Source organism: Methylobacterium sp. Leaf102 (assembly GCF_001422425.1).
GTDB lineage: Bacteria > Pseudomonadota > Alphaproteobacteria > Rhizobiales > Beijerinckiaceae > Methylobacterium.
Map to the genome: position 1 here is coordinate 15943 of NZ_LMMX01000014.1, position 23456 is coordinate 39398.

The 23456-nt window shown below is 70.2% G+C and carries 15 protein-coding genes; 5 read left to right on the plus strand and 10 right to left on the minus strand.

Annotation, left to right across the window (positions count from 1 at the left end; all coding sequences use genetic code 11):
* Nucleotides 1-3: 3 nt before the first annotated feature.
* The 10 genes from cysG to ASF27_RS10500 all read right to left on the minus strand — a co-directional run bounded on the left by cysG (nucleotide 4) and on the right by ASF27_RS10500 (nucleotide 14130).
* On the minus strand, nucleotides 4-1497 hold the full coding sequence (gene cysG / locus ASF27_RS10455) for a siroheme synthase CysG (RefSeq protein ID WP_056359881.1): 1494 nt from the start codon (nucleotides 1495-1497) through the stop codon (nucleotides 4-6).
* 39 nt (nucleotides 1498-1536) lie between these two features.
* The gene (locus ASF27_RS10460; RefSeq protein ID WP_056359884.1) at nucleotides 1537-4206 is read right to left on the minus strand and encodes a nitrate reductase; all 2670 of its coding nucleotides are present in this window, start codon (nucleotides 4204-4206) and stop codon (nucleotides 1537-1539) included.
* 255 nt (nucleotides 4207-4461) lie between these two features.
* Nucleotides 4462-6060: a sulfite reductase subunit alpha gene (locus tag ASF27_RS10465; RefSeq protein WP_056168459.1), complete on the minus strand. Its 1599-nt coding sequence runs from the start codon at nucleotides 6058-6060 to the stop codon at nucleotides 4462-4464.
* Nucleotides 6057-7844 carry a NirA family protein gene (locus ASF27_RS10470; RefSeq protein ID WP_056359887.1) on the minus strand — a complete coding sequence of 596 codons (1788 nt, stop codon included), beginning with the start codon at nucleotides 7842-7844 and terminating at the stop codon, nucleotides 6057-6059. Before ASF27_RS10470 ends, ASF27_RS10465 begins: the two co-directional genes overlap by 4 nt.
* A gap of 11 nt (nucleotides 7845-7855) precedes the next feature.
* Nucleotides 7856-9070 carry an FAD-dependent oxidoreductase gene (locus ASF27_RS10475; RefSeq protein ID WP_056304738.1) on the minus strand — a complete coding sequence of 405 codons (1215 nt, stop codon included), beginning with the start codon at nucleotides 9068-9070 and terminating at the stop codon, nucleotides 7856-7858.
* A 9-nt stretch (nucleotides 9071-9079) separates the two neighbouring features.
* Nucleotides 9080-9874: an ABC transporter ATP-binding protein gene (locus ASF27_RS10480; RefSeq protein WP_056168452.1), complete on the minus strand. Its 795-nt coding sequence runs from the start codon at nucleotides 9872-9874 to the stop codon at nucleotides 9080-9082.
* Nucleotides 9875-9884: 10 nt separating this feature from the next.
* Nucleotides 9885-10754 carry a nitrate ABC transporter permease gene (gene ntrB / locus ASF27_RS10485; protein WP_056304734.1) on the minus strand — a complete coding sequence of 290 codons (870 nt, stop codon included), beginning with the start codon at nucleotides 10752-10754 and terminating at the stop codon, nucleotides 9885-9887.
* Nucleotides 10754-12043: a CmpA/NrtA family ABC transporter substrate-binding protein gene (locus ASF27_RS10490; protein ID WP_056304731.1), complete on the minus strand. Its 1290-nt coding sequence runs from the start codon at nucleotides 12041-12043 to the stop codon at nucleotides 10754-10756. Before ASF27_RS10490 ends, ntrB begins: the two co-directional genes overlap by 1 nt.
* A 460-nt stretch (nucleotides 12044-12503) precedes the next feature.
* Nucleotides 12504-13529, minus strand: coding sequence for a CmpA/NrtA family ABC transporter substrate-binding protein (locus ASF27_RS10495; protein ID WP_056359889.1), 1026 nt, complete (start codon nucleotides 13527-13529; stop codon nucleotides 12504-12506).
* 13 nt (nucleotides 13530-13542) lie between these two features.
* Complete coding sequence (locus ASF27_RS10500; protein WP_056168611.1) at nucleotides 13543-14130, minus strand: ANTAR domain-containing protein; 588 nt, start codon at nucleotides 14128-14130, stop codon at nucleotides 13543-13545.
* Between the two features lie 284 nt (nucleotides 14131-14414).
* Between ASF27_RS10500 and ASF27_RS10505 the strand changes: the two genes are divergently transcribed.
* The 5 genes from ASF27_RS10505 (at nucleotide 14415) to gnd (ending at nucleotide 23417) form a co-directional block, all read left to right on the plus strand.
* Nucleotides 14415-15053, plus strand: coding sequence for a hypothetical protein (locus ASF27_RS10505; RefSeq protein WP_156467500.1), 639 nt, complete (start codon nucleotides 14415-14417; stop codon nucleotides 15051-15053).
* 155 nt (nucleotides 15054-15208) lie between these two features.
* Nucleotides 15209-17119, plus strand: coding sequence for a glycoside hydrolase family 15 protein (locus tag ASF27_RS10510; protein ID WP_082478977.1), 1911 nt, complete (start codon nucleotides 15209-15211; stop codon nucleotides 17117-17119).
* 120 nt (nucleotides 17120-17239) lie between these two features.
* On the plus strand, nucleotides 17240-19315 hold the full coding sequence (gene tkt / locus ASF27_RS10515; RefSeq protein WP_056359895.1) for a transketolase: 2076 nt from the start codon (nucleotides 17240-17242) through the stop codon (nucleotides 19313-19315).
* Between the two features lie 126 nt (nucleotides 19316-19441).
* Nucleotides 19442-22294 carry a bifunctional transaldolase/phosoglucose isomerase gene (locus ASF27_RS10520; RefSeq protein WP_056359898.1) on the plus strand — a complete coding sequence of 951 codons (2853 nt, stop codon included), beginning with the start codon at nucleotides 19442-19444 and terminating at the stop codon, nucleotides 22292-22294.
* Nucleotides 22295-22442: 148 nt separating this feature from the next.
* Nucleotides 22443-23417: a phosphogluconate dehydrogenase (NAD(+)-dependent, decarboxylating) gene (gene gnd / locus ASF27_RS10525; RefSeq protein WP_056304721.1), complete on the plus strand. Its 975-nt coding sequence runs from the start codon at nucleotides 22443-22445 to the stop codon at nucleotides 23415-23417.
* Nucleotides 23418-23456: the final 39 nt, after the last annotated feature.

Below are 23456 nucleotides of genomic sequence, written 5' to 3' on the forward strand. Positions count from 1 at the left end.
GGATCAGATCGCGAGCTTGTCCGGCTCGGCCATCGCGGGGGCGGCCTGCGCACTCGTCCGACGCAGCGCCTCGCCGACCATGAGGAGCGCCGGCCCCCCGTGGCCCGAGGCCTCGACGCGGTCGGCGAGGTCGATGGCGCTGGCTTCCACCACTGTCTGGTTCGGCCGGGTGGCGTTGAAGACGAGGAGCGCCGGGGTCCCGGGGGCGAGGCCCTCGGTCATGGCGCGCTCCAGCAGCACGCGCAGGGTCTTCTTCGGCATGTAGACCACGGTGGTCACGCTCGGATCGGCGAGGGCGCCCCAGTTCAGGTCCTCGGGCAGCGCCCCGCGCCGGTCGTGGCCGGTGACGTATTGCAGGCGCCGCGCCGCGTCGCGGTTGGTGAGCGAGACGCAGAGGGAGGCCGCGGCCCCCTGGGCCGCCGAGACGCCGGGCACGATGGAGACGGGAATGCCGGCCTCGCGGCAGGCGTCGATCTCCTCGCCGGCCCGGCCGAACACCAGGGGGTCGCCGGATTTCAGGCGCACCACCTGCTTGCCGGACTTGGCGAGCTGCACCATCAGGGCGTTGATGTCGTCCTGGCGGCAGGAGGGGCCGTGCCCGGTCTTGCCCACCAGCATGGTGCGGGCCTCGCGGCGCGCGTAGTCGAGGATCTCGGGCGCCACGAGGTCGTCGTAGAGGATCACGTCGGCATTGCGCAGCGCCCTGAGCGCCTTGAGGGTGAGGAGTTCGGCGTCGCCCGGTCCGGCACCCACCAGCGTGACGGCCCCGCCCTTCGGCGCGGCCTCGGTCTCGCCCAGCAACTCGGCGAGATCGGTTGCGGTCGGCGCCCGGTCCGGCTCGGCGAAGGCGCGGTCGGTGAACCGCTCCCAGAAGGCGCGGCGGTCCGAAAAACCGTGGAAGCGGCCGGTGACCTCCTCGCGCCAGTCGCGGGCGGCGCCGATCCAGGCCTTGAAGCCGCGCGGCAGCATGCCCTCGATGCGGGCGCGCACGGTCTGGCCGAAGACCGGGGCGGCGCCCTCCGTCGAGATGCCCACCACCATGGGCGAGCGGTTGACGATGGCGCCGAACTTCACGTCGCAGAGATGCGGGCGGTCGACGGCGTTGACGATGGCGCCGGCTCGGCGTCCGGCGGCGACGAAGGCGATGCAGTCGGCCTCGTCCTCCATGGCGCCGATGACGAAGGCCGCGCCCTGGAGGTCGGCCTCCGCCCACTGACGCGCGTGCAGGGTGACGGAGCCGGCGACGATCTCGCCCGGCACGGCGCGGAGTTCCTCGCTCGGCTCGGGGGCGTAGACGTCCACGTCCGCCCCGGCGGCGGCCAGCAGCTTCACCTTCCAGGGCGCGCCGCCGTTGGAGCCGGCCAGCACCGCGCGTTTGCCCTGCAACGGTACGAAGACCGGCAGGACGGCCAGGGGCTCGAGGCCGGCGGCATTGGCGCCGCGGGTGGATTCGGGACTGGCGGGGCGGGTTTCGCGGGGCTGGCGAGGTGTGCTCATGGATCTCGGATCGGGGTCCTTCGTACCCACAAAGTGAGCCTATGCTGCGTTGCGCGCAAGCGCCTGCGGCAGCAGCTTGCGGATCTCGGGGATGCACGAGCCGCAATTCGTGCCTGCTTTGCAGGCGGCGCCGACGGCCTCGACGGAGCCGGCTCCGGCCGCGATCACGCCCGTGATCACGTCGAGGCCGACGCCGTGGCAGGCACAGATCGTCGGACCGGCCGAAGCCGTCTCGGCCCGGCCCGACAGCAGGGCGCGGCGGGCGGCGGGCTCGATCTCCTCGGCGGCGAAGTACGCCTTGGCCGCCTCCCAGCTCGGTCGGGCCTCGCTCGGGGCGAGCGCCAGGCAGGCGACCAAGCGAACTCCGTCATAGACGGCGCAGCGGTAATGCCCCCGCGCATGGTCGGCGTACTCGGCGAGTTCCAGGCCCTGGAACAGGCCGCGCATCATCAGGGCGACGGCGCGTGAGCTCTCCTGGGTGGCGAAGTGCAGGCCGGACCCGCCCTCCACCGTGGCGCGCGCCCACCACCAGCCGGCGGGCGGGGTATGCGCCTCGCGGGTGAGCAGGAAGCCGCGGTTGCGGTAGGGCGCGGGCGCGAGGGCGGCGGGCGTCGCCTTGAGTTCGGGCTGGCCCGAGACCGGGTCCGGCACGCCGGGCACCAGGGCGCCGACGCGGGCATCCGACGCGGTGGCGTCGCTCCAATGGAAGGCGGCGAAGAGATCGCCCCGGCGCACGCCCTCCGTGACCATCGCCTCGAGGATCGCGGTGCCGTGGGGCGTGGAGACGCGGGCGAGATCGCCCTCCGCGACGCCGAGCCGCGCGGCGTCGTCGGGGTGGATCTCGACGAAGGGCACGGCGCGGTGGGCCGAGAGGCGCTGGCTCTTTCCCGTGCGCGTCATGGTGTGCCAGTGGTCGCGCACCCGGCCGGTGTTGAGGACGAAGGGGTGTTCCTCCGTGACGGGCTGGGCCAGGGCTGGCGCCTGCACGGCAACGAAGCGGGCACGCTTGTCGAAGGTGTAGAACTGGCCGTCGGCGAACAGGCGGGCCCGGCCCTTGCCGCGCTTCGGCAGGGGCCATTGCAGGGGGGGCGTTCCCGCATAGGTCGCATCGGGCATGTCCGCGAGGGCGCCGATGTCGAAATCGCGGGTGCCGTTGTTCTCGTAGGCCGACAGGGCCGCGTGCTCGCGGAAGATCGCGGCCGCGTTGGGATAGGCGAAGGCCTCGCCGTGGCCGAGGCGCTTGGCCACGTCCGCGATGATCTGCCAGTCGGCCCGCGCCTCGCCGGGCGCCTTGAGGAAAGCGCGCTGGCGCGAGACCCGGCGCTCGGAATTCGTCACCGTGCCGTCCTTCTCGCCCCAGGCCAGGGCCGGCAGCAGCACGGTCTTCTTCCCCGTCGCCCGGGCGGTGTCGCTGTCGGCCACGGCCTCGGAGACCACGTAGAGGTCGAGGCCCTTCAGGCTCTCGCGGATGGCGTCGGCCCGGGGCATGGAGACGACGGGATTGGTGCCCATCACCCACAGGGCCTTGATCTTGCCGCGCGCCACCGCCTCGAACAGGGCCACCGCCTTCATGCCCTCGCCGGTGATGATGTTGGGCGCCTTCCAGAACCGGCGGACGCGGTCCACCTCCTCGGGGGCGAAGTGCATGTGGGCGGCGAGCATGTTCGCGAGCCCTCCGACCTCCCGCCCGCCCATGGCGTTGGGCTGGCCGGTGAGGGAGAACGGCCCCGCGCCGGGCCGACCGATGCGGCCGGTGGCGAGATGGCAGTTGATGATGGCGTTGCCCTTGTCGGTGCCCTGCGCCGACTGGTTCGCCCCCTGCGAGAACGCCGTGACCACGCGCTTCGTACCGGCGAACAGGGCGAAGAACCGGGCGACATCGGCCTCGGCGAGGCCCGTCGCGGCGGCGGTGGCGGCGACGCTCGGGGCGATGGCGGCGGCGCGCTCCAGGGCGCCGTCGAAGCCGCTGGTATGGTCGGCGACGTAGGCCGCATCGACGGCGCCGGTGGCGGCGAGATGCACGAGCAGGCCCGAGAACAGGGCGGTGTCGGAGCCGGGCGCGAGGCCGAGGAACAGGTCGGCCTCCTCCCCCGTCTGGGTGCGGCGGGGATCGACCACCACGAGCTTGGTGCCGCGCTTGGCGCGTGCGTCGATCATCCGGCGGAACAGGATCGGGTGGCACCAGGCGGTGTTGGAGCCGACGAGCACGATGACGTCGGCCTCGTCGAGGTCCTCGTAGCAGCCCGGCACGGTGTCCGAGCCGAAGGCGCGCCGATGGGCGGCCACGGCGCTCGACATGCACAGGCGCGAGTTGGTGTCGACGTGGGGGGTGCCGAGGAAGCCCTTCGCGAGCTTGTTGGCGACGTAGTAATCCTCCGTGAGGAGCTGGCCCGACAGGTAGAAGGCGATGGATTCCGGCCCGTGCTGCGCGGCGATCTTCTGCAGGGACCCCGCGACGGTGCCGAGCGCCGATTCCCAGCTCGCGCGCGCGCCGTCGACCTGCGGATGGAGCAGGCGGCCGTCCAGGGAGACGGTCTCGCCCAAAGCCGAGCCCTTGGAGCAGAGGCGGCCGAAATTGGCCGGATGCGCGGTGTCCCCGGCGATGCCGACCCCGCCCTGCCCGTCCGGCGTCGCGAGTACGCCGCAGCCGACGCCGCAATACGGGCAGGTGGTTTTGACGGGGGCGGGCGCCTGGACGTGCGCGTTCATGGCGTGATCCTCGGCGGGGTTTTTTGTCAGCATGGATGGGAGCAAGAGTCGGGCCTGAAGCGCCGGCCAGCCCTCCTCCCCCTTGTGGGGAGGAGTTGGAGGTGGGGGGGGTCGGGTGCCCCTCATGCTGCGGGGTCTGGCGGAACCGCCCCCACTCCTAACCTCTCCCGACAAGGGGGAGAGGGACGCGCCCGTTCTGAAGAGCGCCAGATATGCGGAGTTCGATAGCCCACGGCGCCGGGAGGGTTTTGCCTCTCAGTACACGTCGGCCTGATACCGCCCGGTCTTCTTCAGATGGGCGAGGTAGGCCACGGCCTCGTCGGGGTTCTTGCCCCCGTGTTGGCCGGCGACGTCGATGATCGCCCGCTCCACATCCTTGGCCATGCGCTTGGCGTCGCCGCAGACGTAGAAATGGGCACCGCCCTCGAACCACTTCCAGAGTTCGGCGCCGTTCTCGCGCATGCGGTCCTGCACGTAGGTCTTTTCGCCGCCGTCCCGGGACCAGGCCAGGGACAGGCGGGTGAGCAGCTTCTTGTCCTTCAGGGCGTTGAGCTCGTCCCTGTAGAAGAAGTCGCTCGCTTGGCGTTGGTGGCCGTAGAACAGCCAGTTGCGGCCCGGCGCCTGCGTGGCGTCGCGCTCGCGCAGGAAGGCGCGGAACGGCGCGATGCCGGTGCCGGGGCCGACCATGATCACGTCCTTCGACAGGTCGTCGGGCAGGGCGAAGCCGTGCGCCTTCTGGAGGTAGACCTTGACCTTCATGCCCTCGGGGATGCGCTCGCCGAGATGGGTCGAGGCCACGCCCAGCCGCAGGCGCGAGCGGTGGCTGTAGCGGACCGCGTCCACCGTGAGGGAGACCCGGCCGGGATCGGCCTTCGGCGAGGACGAGATCGAGTAGAGCCGGGGCTGCAACTCGTCGAGGGCTTCGAGGAACACCTCGGCGTCGGGCCGCGCGCCGGGGAACTTGTGGAGCGCGCCGAGCACGTCGAGATGGGCGGCGTCGCCGTCCGGATCCTCGCCGGCGGCGAGCGCCTGGGTCTTCTTGCGCGCCTCGCCCGAGGTGAGGAGGGAGAGGAGCTGGTAGAGCCCGTCGGGCGCGCCGCCCAGCGCATAGTCCGTGAGCAGGCAATCCCGCAGGGTCTTGCGTCCGATCCTGCGCTCGGGACGGGCCCCGAGCTCGGCGATGACCGCGTCGACCAGGGCCGGGGCGTTGGCGGGAAACAGCCCGAGGGAGTCGCCGACCACGTACTCGATGGGCGTGTCGGTCAGATCGATCTCGACGTGCCAGGTTTCCTTCTCGCCCCCAGGCGCGTTCAAGCGGAGCCGAGACAGGAACGTCGCCTCCACGGGGTTCTCGCGGCAGAAGCCGAGGGGGCCGAGGGTCGGTTCGGCCTTGGGCGCGGTGTCGCCGGCGGTCTTCGGGGCGGCCCCGCCGCCGGCGCCGAACTCCTCGTCGAGCTTCTTCAGCATCCGGAGCGTGTCCTTGCCGCCGGGCTGGCACAGGTTCAGGCGCTCCTCGCTCTTGAGGAAGATGGCGTTGGCGTAGTCGGCGCAGTTGTAGCCGCACTGGCCGCAATCCTGCTGCGCCATGGCGGCCATGAGCTTCTGCGCCTCGGGCCGTTCACGCGCGAGCTCCATCCGGTCGGGCAGGGGCATCGACGGGTCGTGCCACGGCGCGTCGTCGTTGTCGGCGAGCTTTTGGCCGCCGCCCATGTCGCCGGGGGCCAGCGCCGTGGCGCCCTCGACGGCGGGGCCCAGAAGGGCGGCGAAGTAGCCCGACAGCCACGAGCGCTGGTCGGGGTTGAACGGGGCGTTCTCGGGGATGAGAACCAGCGGGGGCGTGACGTGCTCGCTCATGCGGCTGCCTTCAGGACGGGTTGCTCTTCGGCACTGTGGCGCAGGGTTTCGGGACCGGTGCGCAGGGTGAAGGCCTGGAAGCTCTCCTGCGGGCCCTCGCGGCTGCCGAGGTAGCTGCGTAGGAGCGCCTCGATCCGGGCCGGGCAATCCTCGGCCTTCACGGCCTTCCAGATCTCCGTGCCGATCTTCGGGCTGTCGCCGAAGCCGCCGCCGACGACGATGTCGTAGCCCTCGACGGTGTCGCCCTCCTCCGAGACCACCACCTTGGCGCCGATGAGCCCGATGTCGCCGATGTAGTGCTGGGCGCAGCTATGGTGGCAGCCCGTGAGGTGCACGTTCACCGGCACGTCGAGTTCCTTGAGGTTGGCCTCGATGTAATCGGCGATGACGAGGGCGTGGCCCTTGGTGTCCGAGGCGGCGAACTTGCAGCCCCGGTTGCCCGTGCAGGCGACGAGACCGGCGCGGATGCTCGACGCCTCCGTGGTGAGGCCCAAGGCGGCGACCCGTGCCTGGACCTCGGCCACCTTCGCGTCGGGAACCCCGGAAAACAGGAAGTTCTGCCAGACGGTCATGCGGATGGCGCCGTCGCCGCATTCGGTCGCGATGCTGGCCAGATCCCGCATCTGGTCGGTGGTGAGCTTGCCGACGGGCAGGATCACGCCGATCCAGTTGAGGCCGGGCTGCACCTGGGCGTGCACGCCCACATGGGCGAAGCGGTCCATGGGGCCGCGCGGGGCGACATGGGCGGGATCGACGCGGTCGAGTTTGCGGCCGAGTTCGTCTTCGACGGCGGCGAGGTACTTGTCGAAGCCCCAGGCGTCGAGGACGTACTTCATCCGGCTCTTGTTGCGGTTGGTCCGGTCGCCGTTCTTGATGAAGACCCGCAGGATGGCGTCCGCCACCCGGTTGCAATCCTCGGGCTTCAGCACGACGCCGGTGTCGCGGGCGAGATCGCGGTGGCCCGAGATGCCGCCGAGCACGAGGCGCATCCAGATGCCGGGCGCCACGGCGGCGCCGTCGAGAACCCGGATGGCCTGGAAGCCGATGTCGTTGGTCTCCTCCAGCACCGGCATGACCCCGCCGCCGTCGAAGGCGACGTTGAACTTGCGCGGCAGGCCGAACAGCGAGCGGTCGTTGAGGATGTGGTTGTGCCAGGATTTGGCGAGCGGCCGGGTGTCGAGCAGTTCCTGGGCGTCGATGCCGGCGACCGGCGAGCCGGTGACGTTGCGGATGTTGTCGGCGCCCGCGCCGCGCGCGGTCAGGCCGAGGTCGATGAGGCCGTCGAGGAAGGGCTGGCCGTGCTCGGGCGTGATCTCGCGGACCTGGAGGTTCGCCCGGGTGGTGACGTGGCTGTAGCCGCCGCCATGGGCGTCGGCGAGATCCGCGATGCCGGCGAACTGCCAGTGCTGCAGGATGCCGTTGGGGATGCGCAGGCGGCACATGTAGGAGTTCTGGGTCGGTGCCACCCAGAACAGGCCGTGATAGCGCCAGCGGAAATTGTCCTCCGGTTTCGGGGCCTTGCCGGTGGCGGCCTCCGCGATGAGGCGGTTGTGGCCGTCGAAGGCGTTCTCGGCGCGCTTCCACTTCTCCTGGTCGCAGAGCTTGCCGCCGGCCTTCACCGTGGCGTCCTGGGCCTTGATGTGGATGGCGTCGGGCCCGGTGGGCTCGGCCGGCGGAGCGGCGGCCTGCCCGAGGGCGAGGCCGCCCGTCATGCGGGCCGCGGAGATGCCGGAGGCGAAACCTTCGAGGTAGCGCTTCTGCTCGGTGTTGAAATCGTCAGCCATGAAAGCCTCCGTCAGGCTGCGAGGGGTTGGGGGGCGGTTCGCCCGAACATCAGGTCGTCGCGATGCGCCGCGACGGAGGCGCCGGTGCGGATGAGGTCCTTGCACCAGCCCTGCTCGGCGATGTCGCCGACGAACACGGCGCCGAGCAGCCGGTCGTCGGCGACGATGAGCTTGCGGTAGAGACCGAGGCCGGGATCGCTCATGAGGATCGTCTCGGAGCCCTCCGGCGCCTCGATGGCGCCGGCCGAGAACACCGGCAGGCCCGAGACCTTGAGGCTGGTGGCGAGCGACGTGCCCGCATAGGCCGCCTCCTCGCCGACGAGGTGGCGGCTCAAGGTCTCGGCCTGCTCGTAGGCGGGCTCGACGAGGCCGTAGATCTGGCCGCGATGCTCGGCGCATTCGCCGAGCGCGAAGATGCGGGGATCGGACGACTGCATCCGGTCGTCGACCTTGATGCCGCGGCCCACCGCGATCCCGGCATTCTGGGCCAGGGCCACGTTGGGGCGCACCCCCACGGACATCACCACGAGGTCGGCGGGCAGCACGGTGCCGTCCGACAGGATCAGGCGCTCGACTTTTCCGTCACCCTCGACGGTGGCGGTGTCGGCCTTGAGCAGCACCTTGACGCCCCGCGCCTCCATGGCGCGCTTCACCAGGCCGGCGGCGGCGTGATCGAGCTGGCGCTCCATCAGCCGGTCCATGACGTGGAGAAGCGTTGTGTCGACGCCCAGGCGCGCGAGGCCGACGGCGGCCTCGAGCCCCAGGAGGCCGCCGCCGATGACGATGGCGCGGGCGTGCTCCACGGCCGCCTTGCGGATGGCCGTCACGTCCGCGAGATCGCGGAACGTGAGGACGCCGGGCAGGTCCATGCCGGGCTTCGGCAGCCGGATCGGCACGGAGCCGACCGCGAGCACGAGCCTGTCGAAGGGCAGGACGTGGGTCTCGCCCACCATCACGAGGCCGTTCTCGCGGTCGATCTCGGTGACCGGCGCGCCCGTGATGAGGCGGATGCCGTGGCTCTCGTACCAGTCTAGGCCCCGGAACGCGCAACCGGCCTCGTCGACTTCGCCGCCCAGCAGCGACGAGAGCAGGACGCGGTTGTAGGCCGCCTGCGGTTCGGCGCCGACGACGGAGACGTCGTAGCGCCCCGGCGCCCGCTCGGTGAGGCGCTCCAGAAACCGCAACGACGCCATGCCGTTGCCGATGACGACCAGCCGATCCTTCATCGCCGCGTCTCAGGCCGCCATGGCCGGCTTGGCGTGCCGGGCATAGAGGAACTCGAGGACGGCGGCGCGGGCGTGGGTGTATGTGGCGTCCTCCACGAGATCGAGGCGGCGGCGCGGCCGCTCGAGATCGACGGTCAGGATCTCGCCCACCGTGGCGGAGGGGCCGTTGGTCATCATCACGATGCGGTCCGAGAGCAGCACCGCCTCGTCGACATCGTGGGTGATCATGATCACGGCGTTCTTCAGCCGCGCATGGATGTCCATGAGCGAGTCCTGGAGATGCGCCCGGGTGAGCGCGTCGAGGGCCCCGAACGGCTCGTCGAGGAGCAGGACCTTCGGCTCCATGGCCAGCGCCCGGGCGATGCCGACGCGCTGCTTCATGCCGCCCGAGATCTCGCTCGGGCGCCGGTCGGCGGCGTGGGTCATGTTCACCAGCGCCAGGTTGTGGTCGATCCAGGCCCCACGCTCGGCCCGCGATTTCTTGCCCTTGAACACCTTGTCGACGGCGAGCGCCACGTTCTCCCGCACCGTGAGCCAGGGCAGGAGCGAGTGGTTCTGGAACACCACGGCGCGGTCGGGGCCGGGGCTGTTCACTTCCTTGTCTTCGAGGAGGACACCGCCGGTCGAGGCCTTGAGCAGGCCGGCCACGATGTTGAGCACCGTCGACTTGCCGCAGCCGGAATGGCCGATGAGCGAGACGAACTCGCCCTTGTCGATCTTCACGCTGACGTCGCGGAGCACCTCGTTGGTGCGGCCGCCGCGGGTGAAGGAGATGCCGACGTTCTCGATGCTGAGATAGGTCATGGGATGATCCTCAGGCCGTCGCGGTGCCGCGGGTGACGAGATTGCCGACGAAGGCGACGAAGCGGTCGAGGATGAAGCCGATGATGCCGACATAGACGAGGGCGACGATGATCTCGGAGATGTGGGAGGAGTTCCACGCGTCCCAGATGAAGAAGCCGATGCCGACGCCGCCGATGAGCATCTCGGCCGCCACGATGGCGAGCCAGGACAGGCCGACGCCGATGCGCAGGCCGGTGAAGATGTACGGCGCCGCCGAGGGCAGCATGATCTTGGAGAAGAACTCCAGCGGGTTGAGGCGCAGCACCGCCGAGACGTTGCGGTAATCCTGCGGGATGTTGCGGATGCCGACCGCCGTGTTGATGATGATCGGCCAGATCGAGGTGATGAAGATCACGAAGATCGCCGACGGCTGGCCGTCCCGGAAGGCGGCGAGCGAGAGCGGCAGCCAGGCGAGCGGCGGGATCGTGCGCAGCACCTGGAAGATCGGGTCGAGGCCGCGCATGGCCCATTCCGACTGCCCGATCAGGGTACCGACGAGGATGCCCACCACGGTGGCGAGGGCGAAGCCCAGGGCCACGCGCTGGATGCTGGCGGAGATGTGCCAGAACAGCCCCTTGTCGGTGCCGCCGTTGTCGTAGAACGGGTGGGCGATGATGTCCCACGCCTCGGTGACGACGCGCGAGGGCGGCGGCAGGCCGGCGCCGGGGCGCGAGCACAGCAGCTCCCAGATCACCAGGAAGGCGATGAGCACCACCACGGGTGGGATCAGGTTTTTCGCGATGGTGTTCAGGGTGGCCATGGTGACGAACGGCGCGCGCTTGGGCTTGGCGGCCGCCTTCGCGACGGCGGGGCTGGCGGCGATGGTGGAGGTGTTGGCCATCACGCGGTCCTCTTGATGCCGAGGCTGGACAGGTAGGCGGCGGGATCGGCCGGATCGAAGACCTTGCCGTCGAAGAACGTTTCCTTGCCGCGCGACGTGGAGGTCGGGATCGCGGCGACGCCGAGGGCCTTGGCCGCCTCGCGCCAGATGTCCTCGCGGTTCACCTTGGCGATGAGGGCCTTGGTGTCGGTCTGCGCATCGAACTTGCCCCAGCGGATGTCCTCGGTGAGGAACCACAGGTCGTGGGACTGGTACGGGTAGGAGGCGTTGTCGGAGAAGAACTTCATGATGTGCGGGCTGTTCTCGACCATGCGGCCGTCGCCGTAATCGATGGTGCCCTTCATCCGGCCGGCGACGTCGGCCACCGGGATGTTGATCCACTGGCGCTTGGCCACGATGGCGGCGAACTCGTCCCGGTTCTCGGGCTTGTCGCACCACATCTGCGCTTCGAGCACCGCCATGGTCAGGGCTTTGGCGGCGTTCGGATGCTTCTCGACCCAGGAGGCCCGCATGGCGAAGGCCTTCTCGGGGTGGTCCTTCCAGAGTTCGCCGGTGGTGAGCGCCGAGTAGCCCAGGCCCTGCTGCACGAGCTGCGCGTTCCACGGCTCGCCGACGCAGAAGCAGTCCATGGTGCCGACCTTCATGTTCGCCACCATCTGGGGCGGCGGCACGACGATGGTCTCGATGTCCTTGTCGGGGTCGATGCCGCCGGCGGCCATCCAGTAGCGGATCCAGAGGTCGTGGGTACCGCCCGGGAAGGTCATGGCCGCCTTCACGGACTTGCCCGAGGCCTTCTTCTTCTCGACGGCCGCCTTGAACACCTTGGAATCGAGCCCGACCTTCTGGTCGAGGTATTCCTTGGCCACCGAGATGCACTGGCCGTTGACGTTGAGGCGCGCCAGGATCTGCATCGGCACCGGGACGTTGTTCTGCGTCACCCGGCCGGCGGTGATGAGGTAGGGCATCGGCGAGAGGATGTGGGCGCCGTCGATGCCGTTGCCCTCGGAGCCGAGCACGAGGTTGTCGCGGGTGGTGCCCCAGCTCGCCTGCTTCAGCACCTCCACGTCGGGCATGCCGTGCTTGGCGAAGAAGCCCTTCTCCTTGGCGACGAACAGCGGGCCGGCATCGGTGAGGGCGATGAAGCCGAGCTTGGCTCCCTTCACCTCCGGGCCCGCCCCCTGCGCGAAGGCGCCGCCCGGGAAGGCCGTCCGGGCGAGTGCTGCCAGGGAGAGGGTCGCGGCGGCCCCCTTCAGGACGTTGCGCCGGCTGTTGCGAAAACCATCACTCATCGAAACCGGAATCCTCGCCAGGACTGCAAAGCGCCAAAACAGAAAGCCGCCGACCAAGCACATCCGTCGGACGCATAACGGTGCGTGCCTTGGGGAGACTCGGGTCAGCGGCTCTGCCGACGGATAAGGCCCGTCGTCGTTGACGGGCCTCCAGCTCCTAGCAGGAGGCGTGCCAGGACGAAGGGACGGCCTCCGTGCGTGCGTCCCGGCGATCCTGTCGGGGATCCTGCGCGCGACCTAAGCGGATGCCAGTTCTGGAATTTTTCGAGTTTGTCTCAGGCCCCTCCGTAATGGTCGGGCGAGACGGGCCCGAGCGCGACCCACGGCCTCACGGACCTGTGATTCCACGTGCCGGAACCATATCGTCCTCCAACTCGGTGGAGAGCCTCTCTCCCGCACTGCACAATCCGCGTGCAGAATGCCGGTGGCACGGGCATGTGCTCGCCCAGTGCGAGCCGCATCAATCCGGCAGAGCGTCGTCGTACAGATCCGGGCGATAGAGGGCGTGGGCGCGCTCGCTCACCTCGGGCGTGGCGACGATCTGGCCGGCCTCCGTCATTCGGTCGAGGAGCCAATCGACCTGGGCGGGCCTCGGCCGCTCGGCCGTCTCGCCGAACAGGACGAAATCCGGCGCGTCCCGTCGCGTGCCGTCGGGATCCACCACCACCGTGCCGGCCAGGGCGCGGCGGACGAGGGCGGGCGCGATGGCGAGGTGGTCCGGCCGCGCGAGCAGGCGTGCGAGTTCCTCGTGGTTCTCGCGCCGCGCGCACCAGCGGCCGGCCCGGTGCACCGCCCGCACCAGGGCTCCGCAGGTCGGCGCCGCGTAGGCGGGCAGGGCCAGCACCTTCTCGGGGCAGTCCGGTGCGAGCGCACAGCCGAAGGCCGCGATCCGGCCGTAGCCCTCCTCCACCGCGAGGCTGTTCCAGGGACTTCCCGCGCAGAAGCCGTCGATGTGGCCGTCCCGCAGGGCTTCGGCGATGCGCGGTGGCGGGATCACCACCATCCGCACCGTCCCATCGAGGTCGAGGCCGCCGCGCGCGGCGAACAGGCGGAGCTGATAGGTGTGGCTCGAGAACGGATGCACGGTGCCGAGGGTCAACGGAGCCCCCTCCCGCGCGCGCGCGCGGGCCACCCCGGCGAAGGCCGTGGCCACCGTGTCGAGGCCCTCGTCCCCCGGTCCGTCGCGCATCATGGCGGCCCAGAGCGGCCGCGACACCGTGATGGCGTTGCCGTTGAGATTGAGGGCGAGGGGCACGGCGAGGCGCGTCTCGGGTCCGCTGATCCCGAGGCTGCTGGCCAGGGCCAGGGGCGCCAGCATGTGGGCGCCGTCGAGGTGGCCGAGGGCCAGCCTGTCGCGCAGGGTCGCCCACGAGGGCTCGCGGACGAGATCCACCGCCAGCCCCTCGGCCGCGGTGAACCCGCGCTCCACGGCGACGATGAGCGCCGCCGCATCGACGAGGGGAACGTATCCCAGAGCGAGTCTCATCTGACCACGGCTCTCATCCGAGCAGATCCGCCGCCGTGACGATGGCGCGGGCGATGTCGGCGATCTTGCGCTTCTCGTTCATGGCTTTCCGCCGCATCAGCCGGTAGGCCTCCTCCTCGGGGAGGCCCTTGGCCGTCATCAGGATGCCCTTGGCCCGCTCGATGAGCTTGCGGTCGGCGAGTTCGCCCCGCGCCTCCAGCAGTTCGCGCTGCAGCCGCGCGAAGGCGTTGAACCGCAGGATCGCGACATCGAGGATCGAGCGGATGCGCTGCGGGTGCAGGCCGTCGACCACGTAGGCCGAGATGCCCGCATCCACCGCCGCCTGCATCATCGGCACGTCCGAGCGGTCGACGAACATCGCCACCGGCCGCTCGACGTGGCGCGACAGGCCGGACATCTGCTCGAGGATGTCGCGGCTCGGGCTCTCGACATGGATCACCACCACGTCGGGGTTCAGGGCGGCGACGCGGGCGGGAAGATCGGCGGTGTCTGGCAGGATCACCACGCGGGCGATGCCGGCCGCCGCCAGGCCCTCTTCGAGGATCGCCGCGCGCGCCGGGCTCGGGTCGATCACGGCCACGGTGAGGGACGGCTCGGTCATCGGTGTCCGAAAGCGGGGCTGGGTGTCCGAAGCGAAGGGCGCGGGGTCCGACATTGGGGGAAGGCCGCCCTTCCGCTGATCGCACGGCCTCACGATTCTCGGCAAGGCGAGGTTTTGGGCACGGGCGGTTCGTCGTGTCGGCAACGGCCTCGGCCCGAAGCAGCGGGGAGCGGGACGCATCGCGCCCGGCGTGGTTTACCTTTGCGAAAGGAAATAGCCCAGCTTCCGCCGTAAACGGCGCCGCTAATGGGGTTTCGAAGACGATGGATTGCGAGGACGCCGGCATGACGGAGCGAAGCCAGTGCGGGTGTGCCAATGACGGCCTCGCCATGGATGCGACCTCCGGCGTCACCCCGCCCCTGCTCCCCACCCTCGTCATGGCCCTCGTGCTCGGCGCGGCCTCGCTGTTCTGCCGCGAACCGGAGGTGCCCGCCCCGGCCCCCACGACCCTCGCGGCGCGGATCGCTTCGGCGCCCGCGACCCTGGTGTCCGAGGCCGTTCCCGCGACGCCCTTCGTGCCCGCCGCCCTCACCTTTCCGCGCCAGTTCCCCCTGATGGTGGCGGCGCACGTCGCCGCTCCGGCACAAGGCACTCCCCCGGCACAAGGCACCTTCGCGGCGCCCGCCGTCGCGCAGCACCGGCCCTCCGGGCCCCGTGTCGCCGCCCTGCGTCGGCCCGCCCCCGCCAAGGCCATTGCCGCCCCCGCTGCGGCGCAGCACGCCGATCCCGTCGGGACCGTGGCGCAGGCGGAGGTGCCCGTCGAGGAGGGCGGCCTCCTGCCCGATCTCGCCCTGCCCTTCGCCCCGGCGATCCGGGCCGTGGGCCGGGCTCGCGATTTCGTCGGCGTTCAGGGCGCTGCGGCGCGCACGCAGGCCTCTGCGCTGGGCGGCGCGGTGGTGGACTTCGTCGGGACCCTGCGCTGAACGCAGTCCGGTTTCACCCCGGTTTCGCCGCCCGGCTTCGGGCAATCGCCGAATGGACCCTGGACCCTGCCCCCTCGGGGGACTAGGTGGACGCCATCGATGGTGCGGCGCCACGCGGCGGGGCCCATCGAGAGGTGGCCGCGACGAGGGCGTGAATGGCGGGACGGATCGAGGATTACGCGCTCGTCGGTGACGGCCGCACCGCTGCCCTGATCGGGCGCGACGGCAGCGTCGACTGGCTGTGCTGGCCCCGGTTCGATTCCGCCGCCTGCTTCGCCGCCCTCCTGGGCACCGAGGATCACGGCTTCTGGAAGCTCGGCCCCGCCGACCCGGCGGCGAAGACCTCGCGGCAGTACCGGACCGGTAGCCTCGTCCTCGAGACCGAACACGAGACGGAGGCCGGATGCGTCCGGGTGACCGACTACATGCCGGCCAACGACGGCTCGCACCTCGTGCGCATCGTCGAGGGACTGCGCGGCGACGTCGCCATGCGGATGCATCTCGCCGTACGGTTCGATTACGGCTTGGCCGTGCCGTGGGTGTCGCACAACGAGCTCGGGGACCTGCGCGCCATCTCGGGGCCGCACAAGGTGGTCCTGCGCACCCTCGTGCCGCTCCACGGCGAGGGCCAGACCACGGCGGCCGATTTCACCGTGGCGGCGGGCGAGAGCGTCGCCTTCACCCTGAGCTACGGCCCCTCGCACGAGGACGACCCCCCGCCGGTGCAGCCGCGCAAGGTGCTGTTCGAGACCGATCGCCACTGGCGCGACTGGTCGAACCGCTGCGCCCGCGGCACGCCGTGGGACGCCATCCTGCAGCGCTCGCTGCTGACCCTGAAGGCGCTGATCTACCATCCCACCGGCGGCATCGTCGCCGCGCCCACCACCTCCCTGCCGGAGGACCTCGGCGGCGTGCGCAACTGGGATTACCGGTTCTGCTGGCTCCGCGATTCCACCTTCACCCTCATCGCGATGATGGATGGCGGCTACCTCGACGAGGCCCGCGCCTGGCGCGACTGGCTCGTGCGGGCGGTGGCCGGCAACCCCGAGCAGGCCCACATCCTCTACGGCATCGCCGGCGAGCGCATGCTGCCGGAGATCGAACTCGACTGGTTGCCCGGCTACGAGAACTCGAAGCCCGTGCGCATCGGCAACGCGGCCGTCGAGCAGTTCCAACTCGATGTCTACGGCGAGATCTTCGACGCCCTTTATCAGGCGCGCCAGCGCGGCCTGCTCGGCGATGCCGATGGCTGGCGCGTCGGCCTGGCGCTCCTGCGCCACCTCGAGAAGGTCTGGAGCACGCCGGACGAGGGCATCTGGGAGGTGCGCGGCGGGCGTCGGCACTTCGTCCATTCCAAGGTGATGGCCTGGGTGGCCTTCGACCGGGCGATCCGCTCCCAGGAAGAGGGCGAAACCCGCCCAGGGGCGCCGGTGGAGCGCTGGCGCGAGATCCGCGACCAGATCCACGCCGAGGTCTGCGAGAAGGGCTTCGACACGGAGCTGAACAGCTTCGTGCAGTCCTACGGTTCGAAGCGCCTCGACGCGAGCCTGCTGCTCATCGCCCATATGGGGTTCCTGCCCCAGCACGATCCGCGCGTCGTCGGCACCGTCGAGGCCATCGGCAGGACCCTCATGCGCGACGGCTTCGTCCTGCGCTACGACACCGAGGACCAGACCACGGACGGCCTGCCGGGCGACGAGGGCGCCTTCCTGCCGTGCAGCTTCTGGTACGCCGACAACCTCATCGGGCTCGGCCGCTGCGAGGAGGCCAGGGCCCTGATCGAGAAACTCATCGGCGTCTGCAACGACGTCGGCCTCGTCTCGGAAGAGTACGACGTGAAGGCCAAGCGCCTCGTCGGCAACTTCCCACAGGCGTTCAGCCACGTCACATTGGTGAACACCATCCTGAACTACAGCCGCGCCAACGGGCCGGCCCGGGAACGCAGCGCGGGCGCGGAGGATGGAACCGGGTCCGAGGGGGCATGCTTCCAGGGGGACGAGGCCGGCGAGGCCAAGGTCGACCAAATCAAGGTCGACGAAATCAAAGCGGTCGAGATGTCGGCCTGACGGCCGGCACTATGGGAATCGAGGTGGGCGGGTCCGGCGTCGCGTCGGCGACCCCCCACGGGACGAGGGCCGGATCCGCGGCGCGGGCGGCCCAGGCGACACGAAGGAAGACGTGAGATCATGAGCGGAGCCGACACCAAGCCGAGCGAGGCCCTGAGCCCCATCGACAAGCTCAGCATCGATACCCTGCGCACCCTCGCCATCGATGCCGTGCAGAAGGCGAATTCCGGCCATGCCGGCGCCCCGATGGCGCTCGCGCCCGTGGCCTACACCCTGTGGAACCGGTACCTGCGCTACGATCCGGCGCATCCGCACTGGCCCAACCGCGACCGCTTCGTGCTCTCGGCGGGCCACGCCTCGATGCTGCTCTACGGCCTGCTGCATCTCGCGGGCGTCGCCCAGACCGACGGCGGCAACGAGCCGGCGGTGTCCCTCGACGACATCAAGAACTTCCGCCAGCTCGACAGCAAGACGCCGGGCCACCCGGAATACCACTTCACCACCGGCGTCGAGACCACCACCGGGCCGCTCGGCCAGGGGGTCGCCAATTCCGTCGGCATGGCCATGGGCGGGCGCTTCCTCGGCGAGACCCTGAACCGTCCCGACCTGCCGCTGTTCGACTTCAACGTCTACGCGATCTGCTCGGACGGCGACCTGATGGAGGGCGTCGCTTCCGAGGCCGCCTCCATCGCCGGGCACCTGCGCCTGTCGAACCTGTGCTGGATCTACGACAACAACACCATCACGATCGAAGGGCATACGGAACTGGCCTTCTCCGAGGAGGTCGCGACACGCTTCCTCGGCTACGGCTGGCAGGTGCTGCGGGTGGCCGACGCCAACGACGTCCACGCGATCTCGGGGGCCCTGGAGACCTTCCTCCAATCCAGTGACCGGCCGACGCTCATCGTCGTCAACTCGATCATCGGCTTCGGCGCCCCGAAGAAGCAGAACACCTCCAAGGCCCATTCCGACGCGCTGGGCGAGGAGGAGGCCCGGGGAGCCAAGCGCGCCTATGGCTGGCCCGAGGACGCGCAGTTCCTCGTGCCCGAGGGGGTGCGCGAAAACTTCCAGGCCGGCATCGGCGAGCGCGGCGCGGCGCTCTTCGCCGACTGGGAACGGTTCATGGGGCAGGCCAAGGCCGCCGAGCCGGCGCTGGCCGAGGAGATCGACGCCCTGCACGCCGGCCGCCTGCCCGCGGGCTGGGACCGCGACATCCCGGTCTTCCCGGCCGACGCCAAGGGCATGGCGACGCGCGAATCGTCGGGCAAGGTCCTCAACGCCATCGCGAAGAACGTGCCCCACCTGCTCGGCGGTTCGGCCGATCTCGCCCCGTCGAACAAGACCAAGCTCGAATTCGAGGGCGCCGGCACCCTGACGCCGTTCGAGCCGGGCGGCCGCAACATCCATTTCGGCGTGCGCGAGCATGCGATGGGGTCCATCGTCAACGGCCTCGGCCTCGTCGGCCTGCGCGCCTACGGCGCCACCTTCCTGGTCTTCGCCGACTACATGCGCCCGCCCATCCGCCTCGCGGCCCTGATGGAGCTGCCGGTCTTCCACGTCTTCACCCACGATTCCATCGGGGTCGGCGAGGACGGGCCGACCCACCAGCCGGTGGAGCAGCTCCTCACCCTGCGGGCGATCCCCGGCCTCGTCACCCTGCGCCCGGCCGACGCCAACGAGGTCGCGGAAGCCTACCGGGTGATCATGGGCTTGAAGGACCAGCCGGCGGTGCTGGCCCTCTCCCGCCAGCCCCTGCCGACCCTCGACCGCTCGCAGTATGCGAGCGCCGCCGGAACCGCCAAGGGCGCCTACGTGCTCGCCGACTGTGAAGGCACGCCCGACGTGATCCTCATCGGCACCGGTTCCGAGGTGCAACTCTGCGTCGGCGCCTACGAGGCCCTCAAGGCCGAGGGCGTGAAGGCCCGCGTGGTCTCGATGCCGTCCTGGGACCTGTTCGAGTGCCAGGACGAGGCCTACCGCAACTCCGTCCTCATCCCGGACGTGCTGGCGCGGGTCGCTGTCGAGCAGGGGTCGGTCATCGGTTGGGACCGCTACGCCGGTTCCGCCGGCACGATCATCGGCATGCACACCTTCGGCTCCTCGGCGCCGATCAAGGACCTCCAGACCAAGTTCGGCTTCACCCCCGAGAAGGTGCTTCAGGCCGCACGCGACCAGATCGCGCGGCACAAGAAGTAGGGTTCGGGGGTTTCTCGAAGGTGGGATGCGCTCCCCTCGTCGGAGGGGGGCGCATCCCGACATGATGGCTGAACGGCGCTCCCCCGCGTGAGCGCCACGCACCGCGACGGACGACGAGGAGTTTCCATGAATCCGCTCAAGGCTCTCTTCCCCGAACAGGGCCAGGCCGTGTGGCTCGACTTCGTCGCCCGCGGGTTCGTCCTCGACGGCAAGCTCAAGGCCCTGGTGGACGAGGACGGCCTGCGCGGCGTGACCTCGAACCCGTCGATCTTCGAGAAGGCCATCGGCGGCTCGCAGGAATACGATGCCGCCCTCAAATCGGTGATGGACCAGGGGGACGCCCGGGTCATCGACCTCTACGAGGGCTGCGCCATCGCCGACATCCAGGCGGCGGCCGACGTGCTTCGGCCGGTCTACGAGGCGAGCGACGGGGCCGACGGCTACGTCAGCCTCGAGGTCTCGCCCTACCTCGCCCTCGACACCGACGAGACCCTGGCCGAGGCCCGGCGGCTCCACAAGACGGTGGCGCGCGATAACCTGATGGTGAAGGTGCCGGCGACCCGTGAGGGCATCCCGGCGATCCGGGCGCTGACCGCCGACGGCATCAGCATCAACGTCACCCTGCTGTTCTCGGTGGAGACCTACGAGGCCGTGGCCCGCGCCTTCATCGACGGCCTGGAGGAATTCGGCGCCAAGGGCGGCGACGTCTCGAAGGTGGCGAGCGTCGCGAGCTTCTTCATCAGCCGCATCGATGTGGCCGTCGACAAGGCCCTCGACGACAGGATCGCCGCCACGGAAGGCGCGGATGAGAAGGCCGCGTTGGAGGCTCTCAAAGGCAAGGTCGCCATCGCCAACGCCAAGCTCGCCTACCAACGCTACAAGGCGGTCTTCGCCGAGCCGAAATGGCAGGCCCTCGCCGCAAGGGGCGCGAAGGCGCAGCGCCTGCTATGGGCGTCCACGGGCGTGAAGAACAAGGCCTATTCCGACGTGCTCTACGTCGAGGAGCTCATCGGCCCCGACACCGTCAACACCATGCCGCCGGCCACCATGGACGCCTTTCGCGATCACGGCACCGTGAAGGCCGCCATCGAGACCGACGTTCCTGGGGCCAAGGCCGTGATGGACGGTTTGGCCCGTGCCGGCATCGACATCGAGACGGTCGGCGACCAGCTCGTGGACGAGGGCGTGCAGCTCTTCATCGACGCCGCCGACAAGCTCCTCGGCGCGGTCGCGGGCAAGCGCATCGACTTCCTTGGGCCCAAGCTCGACGGCCAGACCCTGGTGCTCCCCGAGCCCATCGCGGCGGAAGCCAAGAAGGCCGTGGAAGCCTGGCGCGCGTCCGGCGCCATCCGCCGCCTGTGGGCCCACGACAAGACCGTGTGGTCGAATGCCGACGAGGACACCTGGCTCGGCTGGCTGCGCATCGTCGAGGACGAGCTCGCCCGCGTCTCCGACTACGCCGCCTTCGCCGACGACGTGCGCCAGACCGGCTTCACCGACGTGGTGGTGCTCGGCATGGGCGGGTCGAGCCTCGGCCCCGAGGTGCTGGCCGAGACCTACGGCACACGCGAGGGCTTCCCACGCTTACGCATCCTCGATTCCACCGACCCGGATCAGGTGCGCGAGACCGAGGCCGCGATCACCCTCGAGACGACGCTGTTCATCGTCGCCTCGAAGTCCGGCTCCACCCTGGAGCCCAACGTCTTCCGCGACTACTTCCTCGGCCGGATGAAGGCGGCGGTGGGCGAGCGCGCCGGAGCGCATTTCGTCGCCGTGACCGATCCCGGCTCGGCCATGGAGGCGGCGGCCAAGGCCGACAACTTCCGCAAGATCTTCTACGGCGTGAAGCAGATCGGCGGACGCTACTCCGTGCTCTCGGCCTTCGGCCTCGTGCCGGCGGCGGCTTCCGGCATCGACGTGAAGGCGTTCCTCGACACCGCCCGCACCATGGTCCGCTCCTGCGGACCGGCCGTGCCGCCGGCGCAGAACCCCGGCGTCCTCCTCGGAACGGCGCTCGGGGCCGCCGCGCTCGCAGCCGGGCGCGACAAGGTCACGTTCATCGCCTCCCCGGGGATCGACACCTTCGGCGCCTGGGCCGAGCAGCTCATCGCCGAATCCACCGGCAAGGACGGCAAGGGCCTGATCCCCATCGACGGCGAGCCCGTCGACGTGCCGGCCGTCTACGGCCTCGACCGGATCTTCGTGTACCTGCGCCTCGACAGCCGGGCCGACGCCCGTCAGGACGAGGCCGTGCGCAACCTCGAGCGCGAGGGCCATCCCGTCGTCCACATCACCCTGGCGAACGAGGAGCAGCTGCCGCAGGAGTTCTTCCGCTTCGAGATCGCCACGGCGGTGGCCGGCGCGATGCTGGGCATCAATCCGTTCGACCAGCCCGACGTGGAAGCGAGCAAGATCGAGACGAAGAAGCTGTTCGACGCCGCCGAGGCGAGCGGGTCCCTGCCCGCCGAGACGCCGCTCTTCTCCGACGACACCCTCGCGCTCTACGCCGATGCGAAGAACGCCGAAGCCCTGCCCCAGGCCGGCGAAGGTCTCGACGCGGCGTTGAAGGCGCACCTCGCCCGCACCAAGGCCGGCGATTACGTCGCCCTGCTCGCCTACGTGGCGCGCAACCCGAAGCATCACGCGATCCTGCAGGATGCCCGCGTCGCGCTGCGCGACAAGACCCGGCTCGCCACCTGCCTCGAATTCGGCCCGCGCTTCCTCCACTCCACGGGGCAGGCCTACAAGGGCGGGCCCGACACCGGCGTCTTCCTCCAGATCACCGCGGACCCGTCGGAGGACCTGTCGATCCCGGGGCGCAAGCTCGGTTTCGGCACCGTGGTGGCGGCCCAGGCGCGGGGTGATTTTGCGGTGCTCGCCGAACGGGGCCGGCGGGCCCTGCGGGTCCACATCAGGGGCGGCGAGGTCGAGGCCGGCCTGAAGCGCATCGCCGCCGCGCTGAAGGCGGCTTTGGCGTAGGGCGGGCAGTTCGACGTTCCAGCGCTGCGTCATTCCGGGTCCGCCTCTGACGCCCCGGAATGACGGCGCCGGTGATGAAGAGCCTTCTATTGGTTGTTTCGGCGCGGGGCCTCGGCGCCCCGCGTTCCTCACGCGACGGAGATCACCCATGCAACTCGGCATGATCGGCCTCGGCCGGATGGGCGGAAACATCGTCCGCCGGCTGCTGCGCGACGGGCACACGGCCGTGGTGTTCGACCAGAGTCCGGAGGCCGTGGCGGCCCTCGTCGCCGAAGGCGCTACCGGCGCGGCGAGCCTGGAAGAGTTCGTCGGCAAGCTCGATGGGCCGCGCACCGCCTGGGTGATGCTGCCGGCCGGCGCCGTCACGGAGGGCACGGTCGCCACCCTCGCCGGCCTCATGGCCGCCGACGACGTGATCATCGACGGCGGCAATTCGTTCTACAAGGACGACATCCGCCGCGCCGCCGAACTGAAGCCGAAGGGCATCCATTACGTCGATGTCGGCACCTCCGGCGGCGTCTGGGGCCTGGAGCGCGGCTATTGCATGATGATCGGCGGCGACGCCGCGGCCGTCGCGCGCCTCGACCCGATCTTCAAGACCTTGGCGCCGGGCCCCGGCACCATCCCGAAGACCCCCGGCCGCGAGGGGCGCGATGCCCGCGCCGAGGACGGCTACATCCATGCAGGCCCGAGCGGCGCCGGCCACTTCGTCAAGATGATCCACAACGGCATCGAGTACGGCCTGATGCAGGCCTATGCCGAGGGCTTCGACATCCTCAAGCATGCGAACTCGACGGACCTCCCCGAGGGCCAGCGCTTCGACCTCAACATCGGCGACATCGCCGAGGTGTGGCGCCGCGGCAGCGTCGTCTCGTCCTGGCTCCTCGACCTCACGGCCGGGGCACTCGCGGGTGACGAGAGCCTGTCGAACTTCTCGGGCTTCGTCGCTGATTCCGGTGAAGGTCGCTGGACCCTCAATGCGGCCATCGAGGAATCCGTGCCCGCCAACGTCCTCTCGGCGGCCCTCTACGCCCGCTTCCGTTCCCGCGAGGATGCGAGCTACGCCGACAAGCTGCTGTCCGCCATGCGCAAGGGGTTCGGCGGACACCAGGAGCCGAAATAGGGGCCGCACCGCATCCCCTTCGATCGACGCGCCGAGACC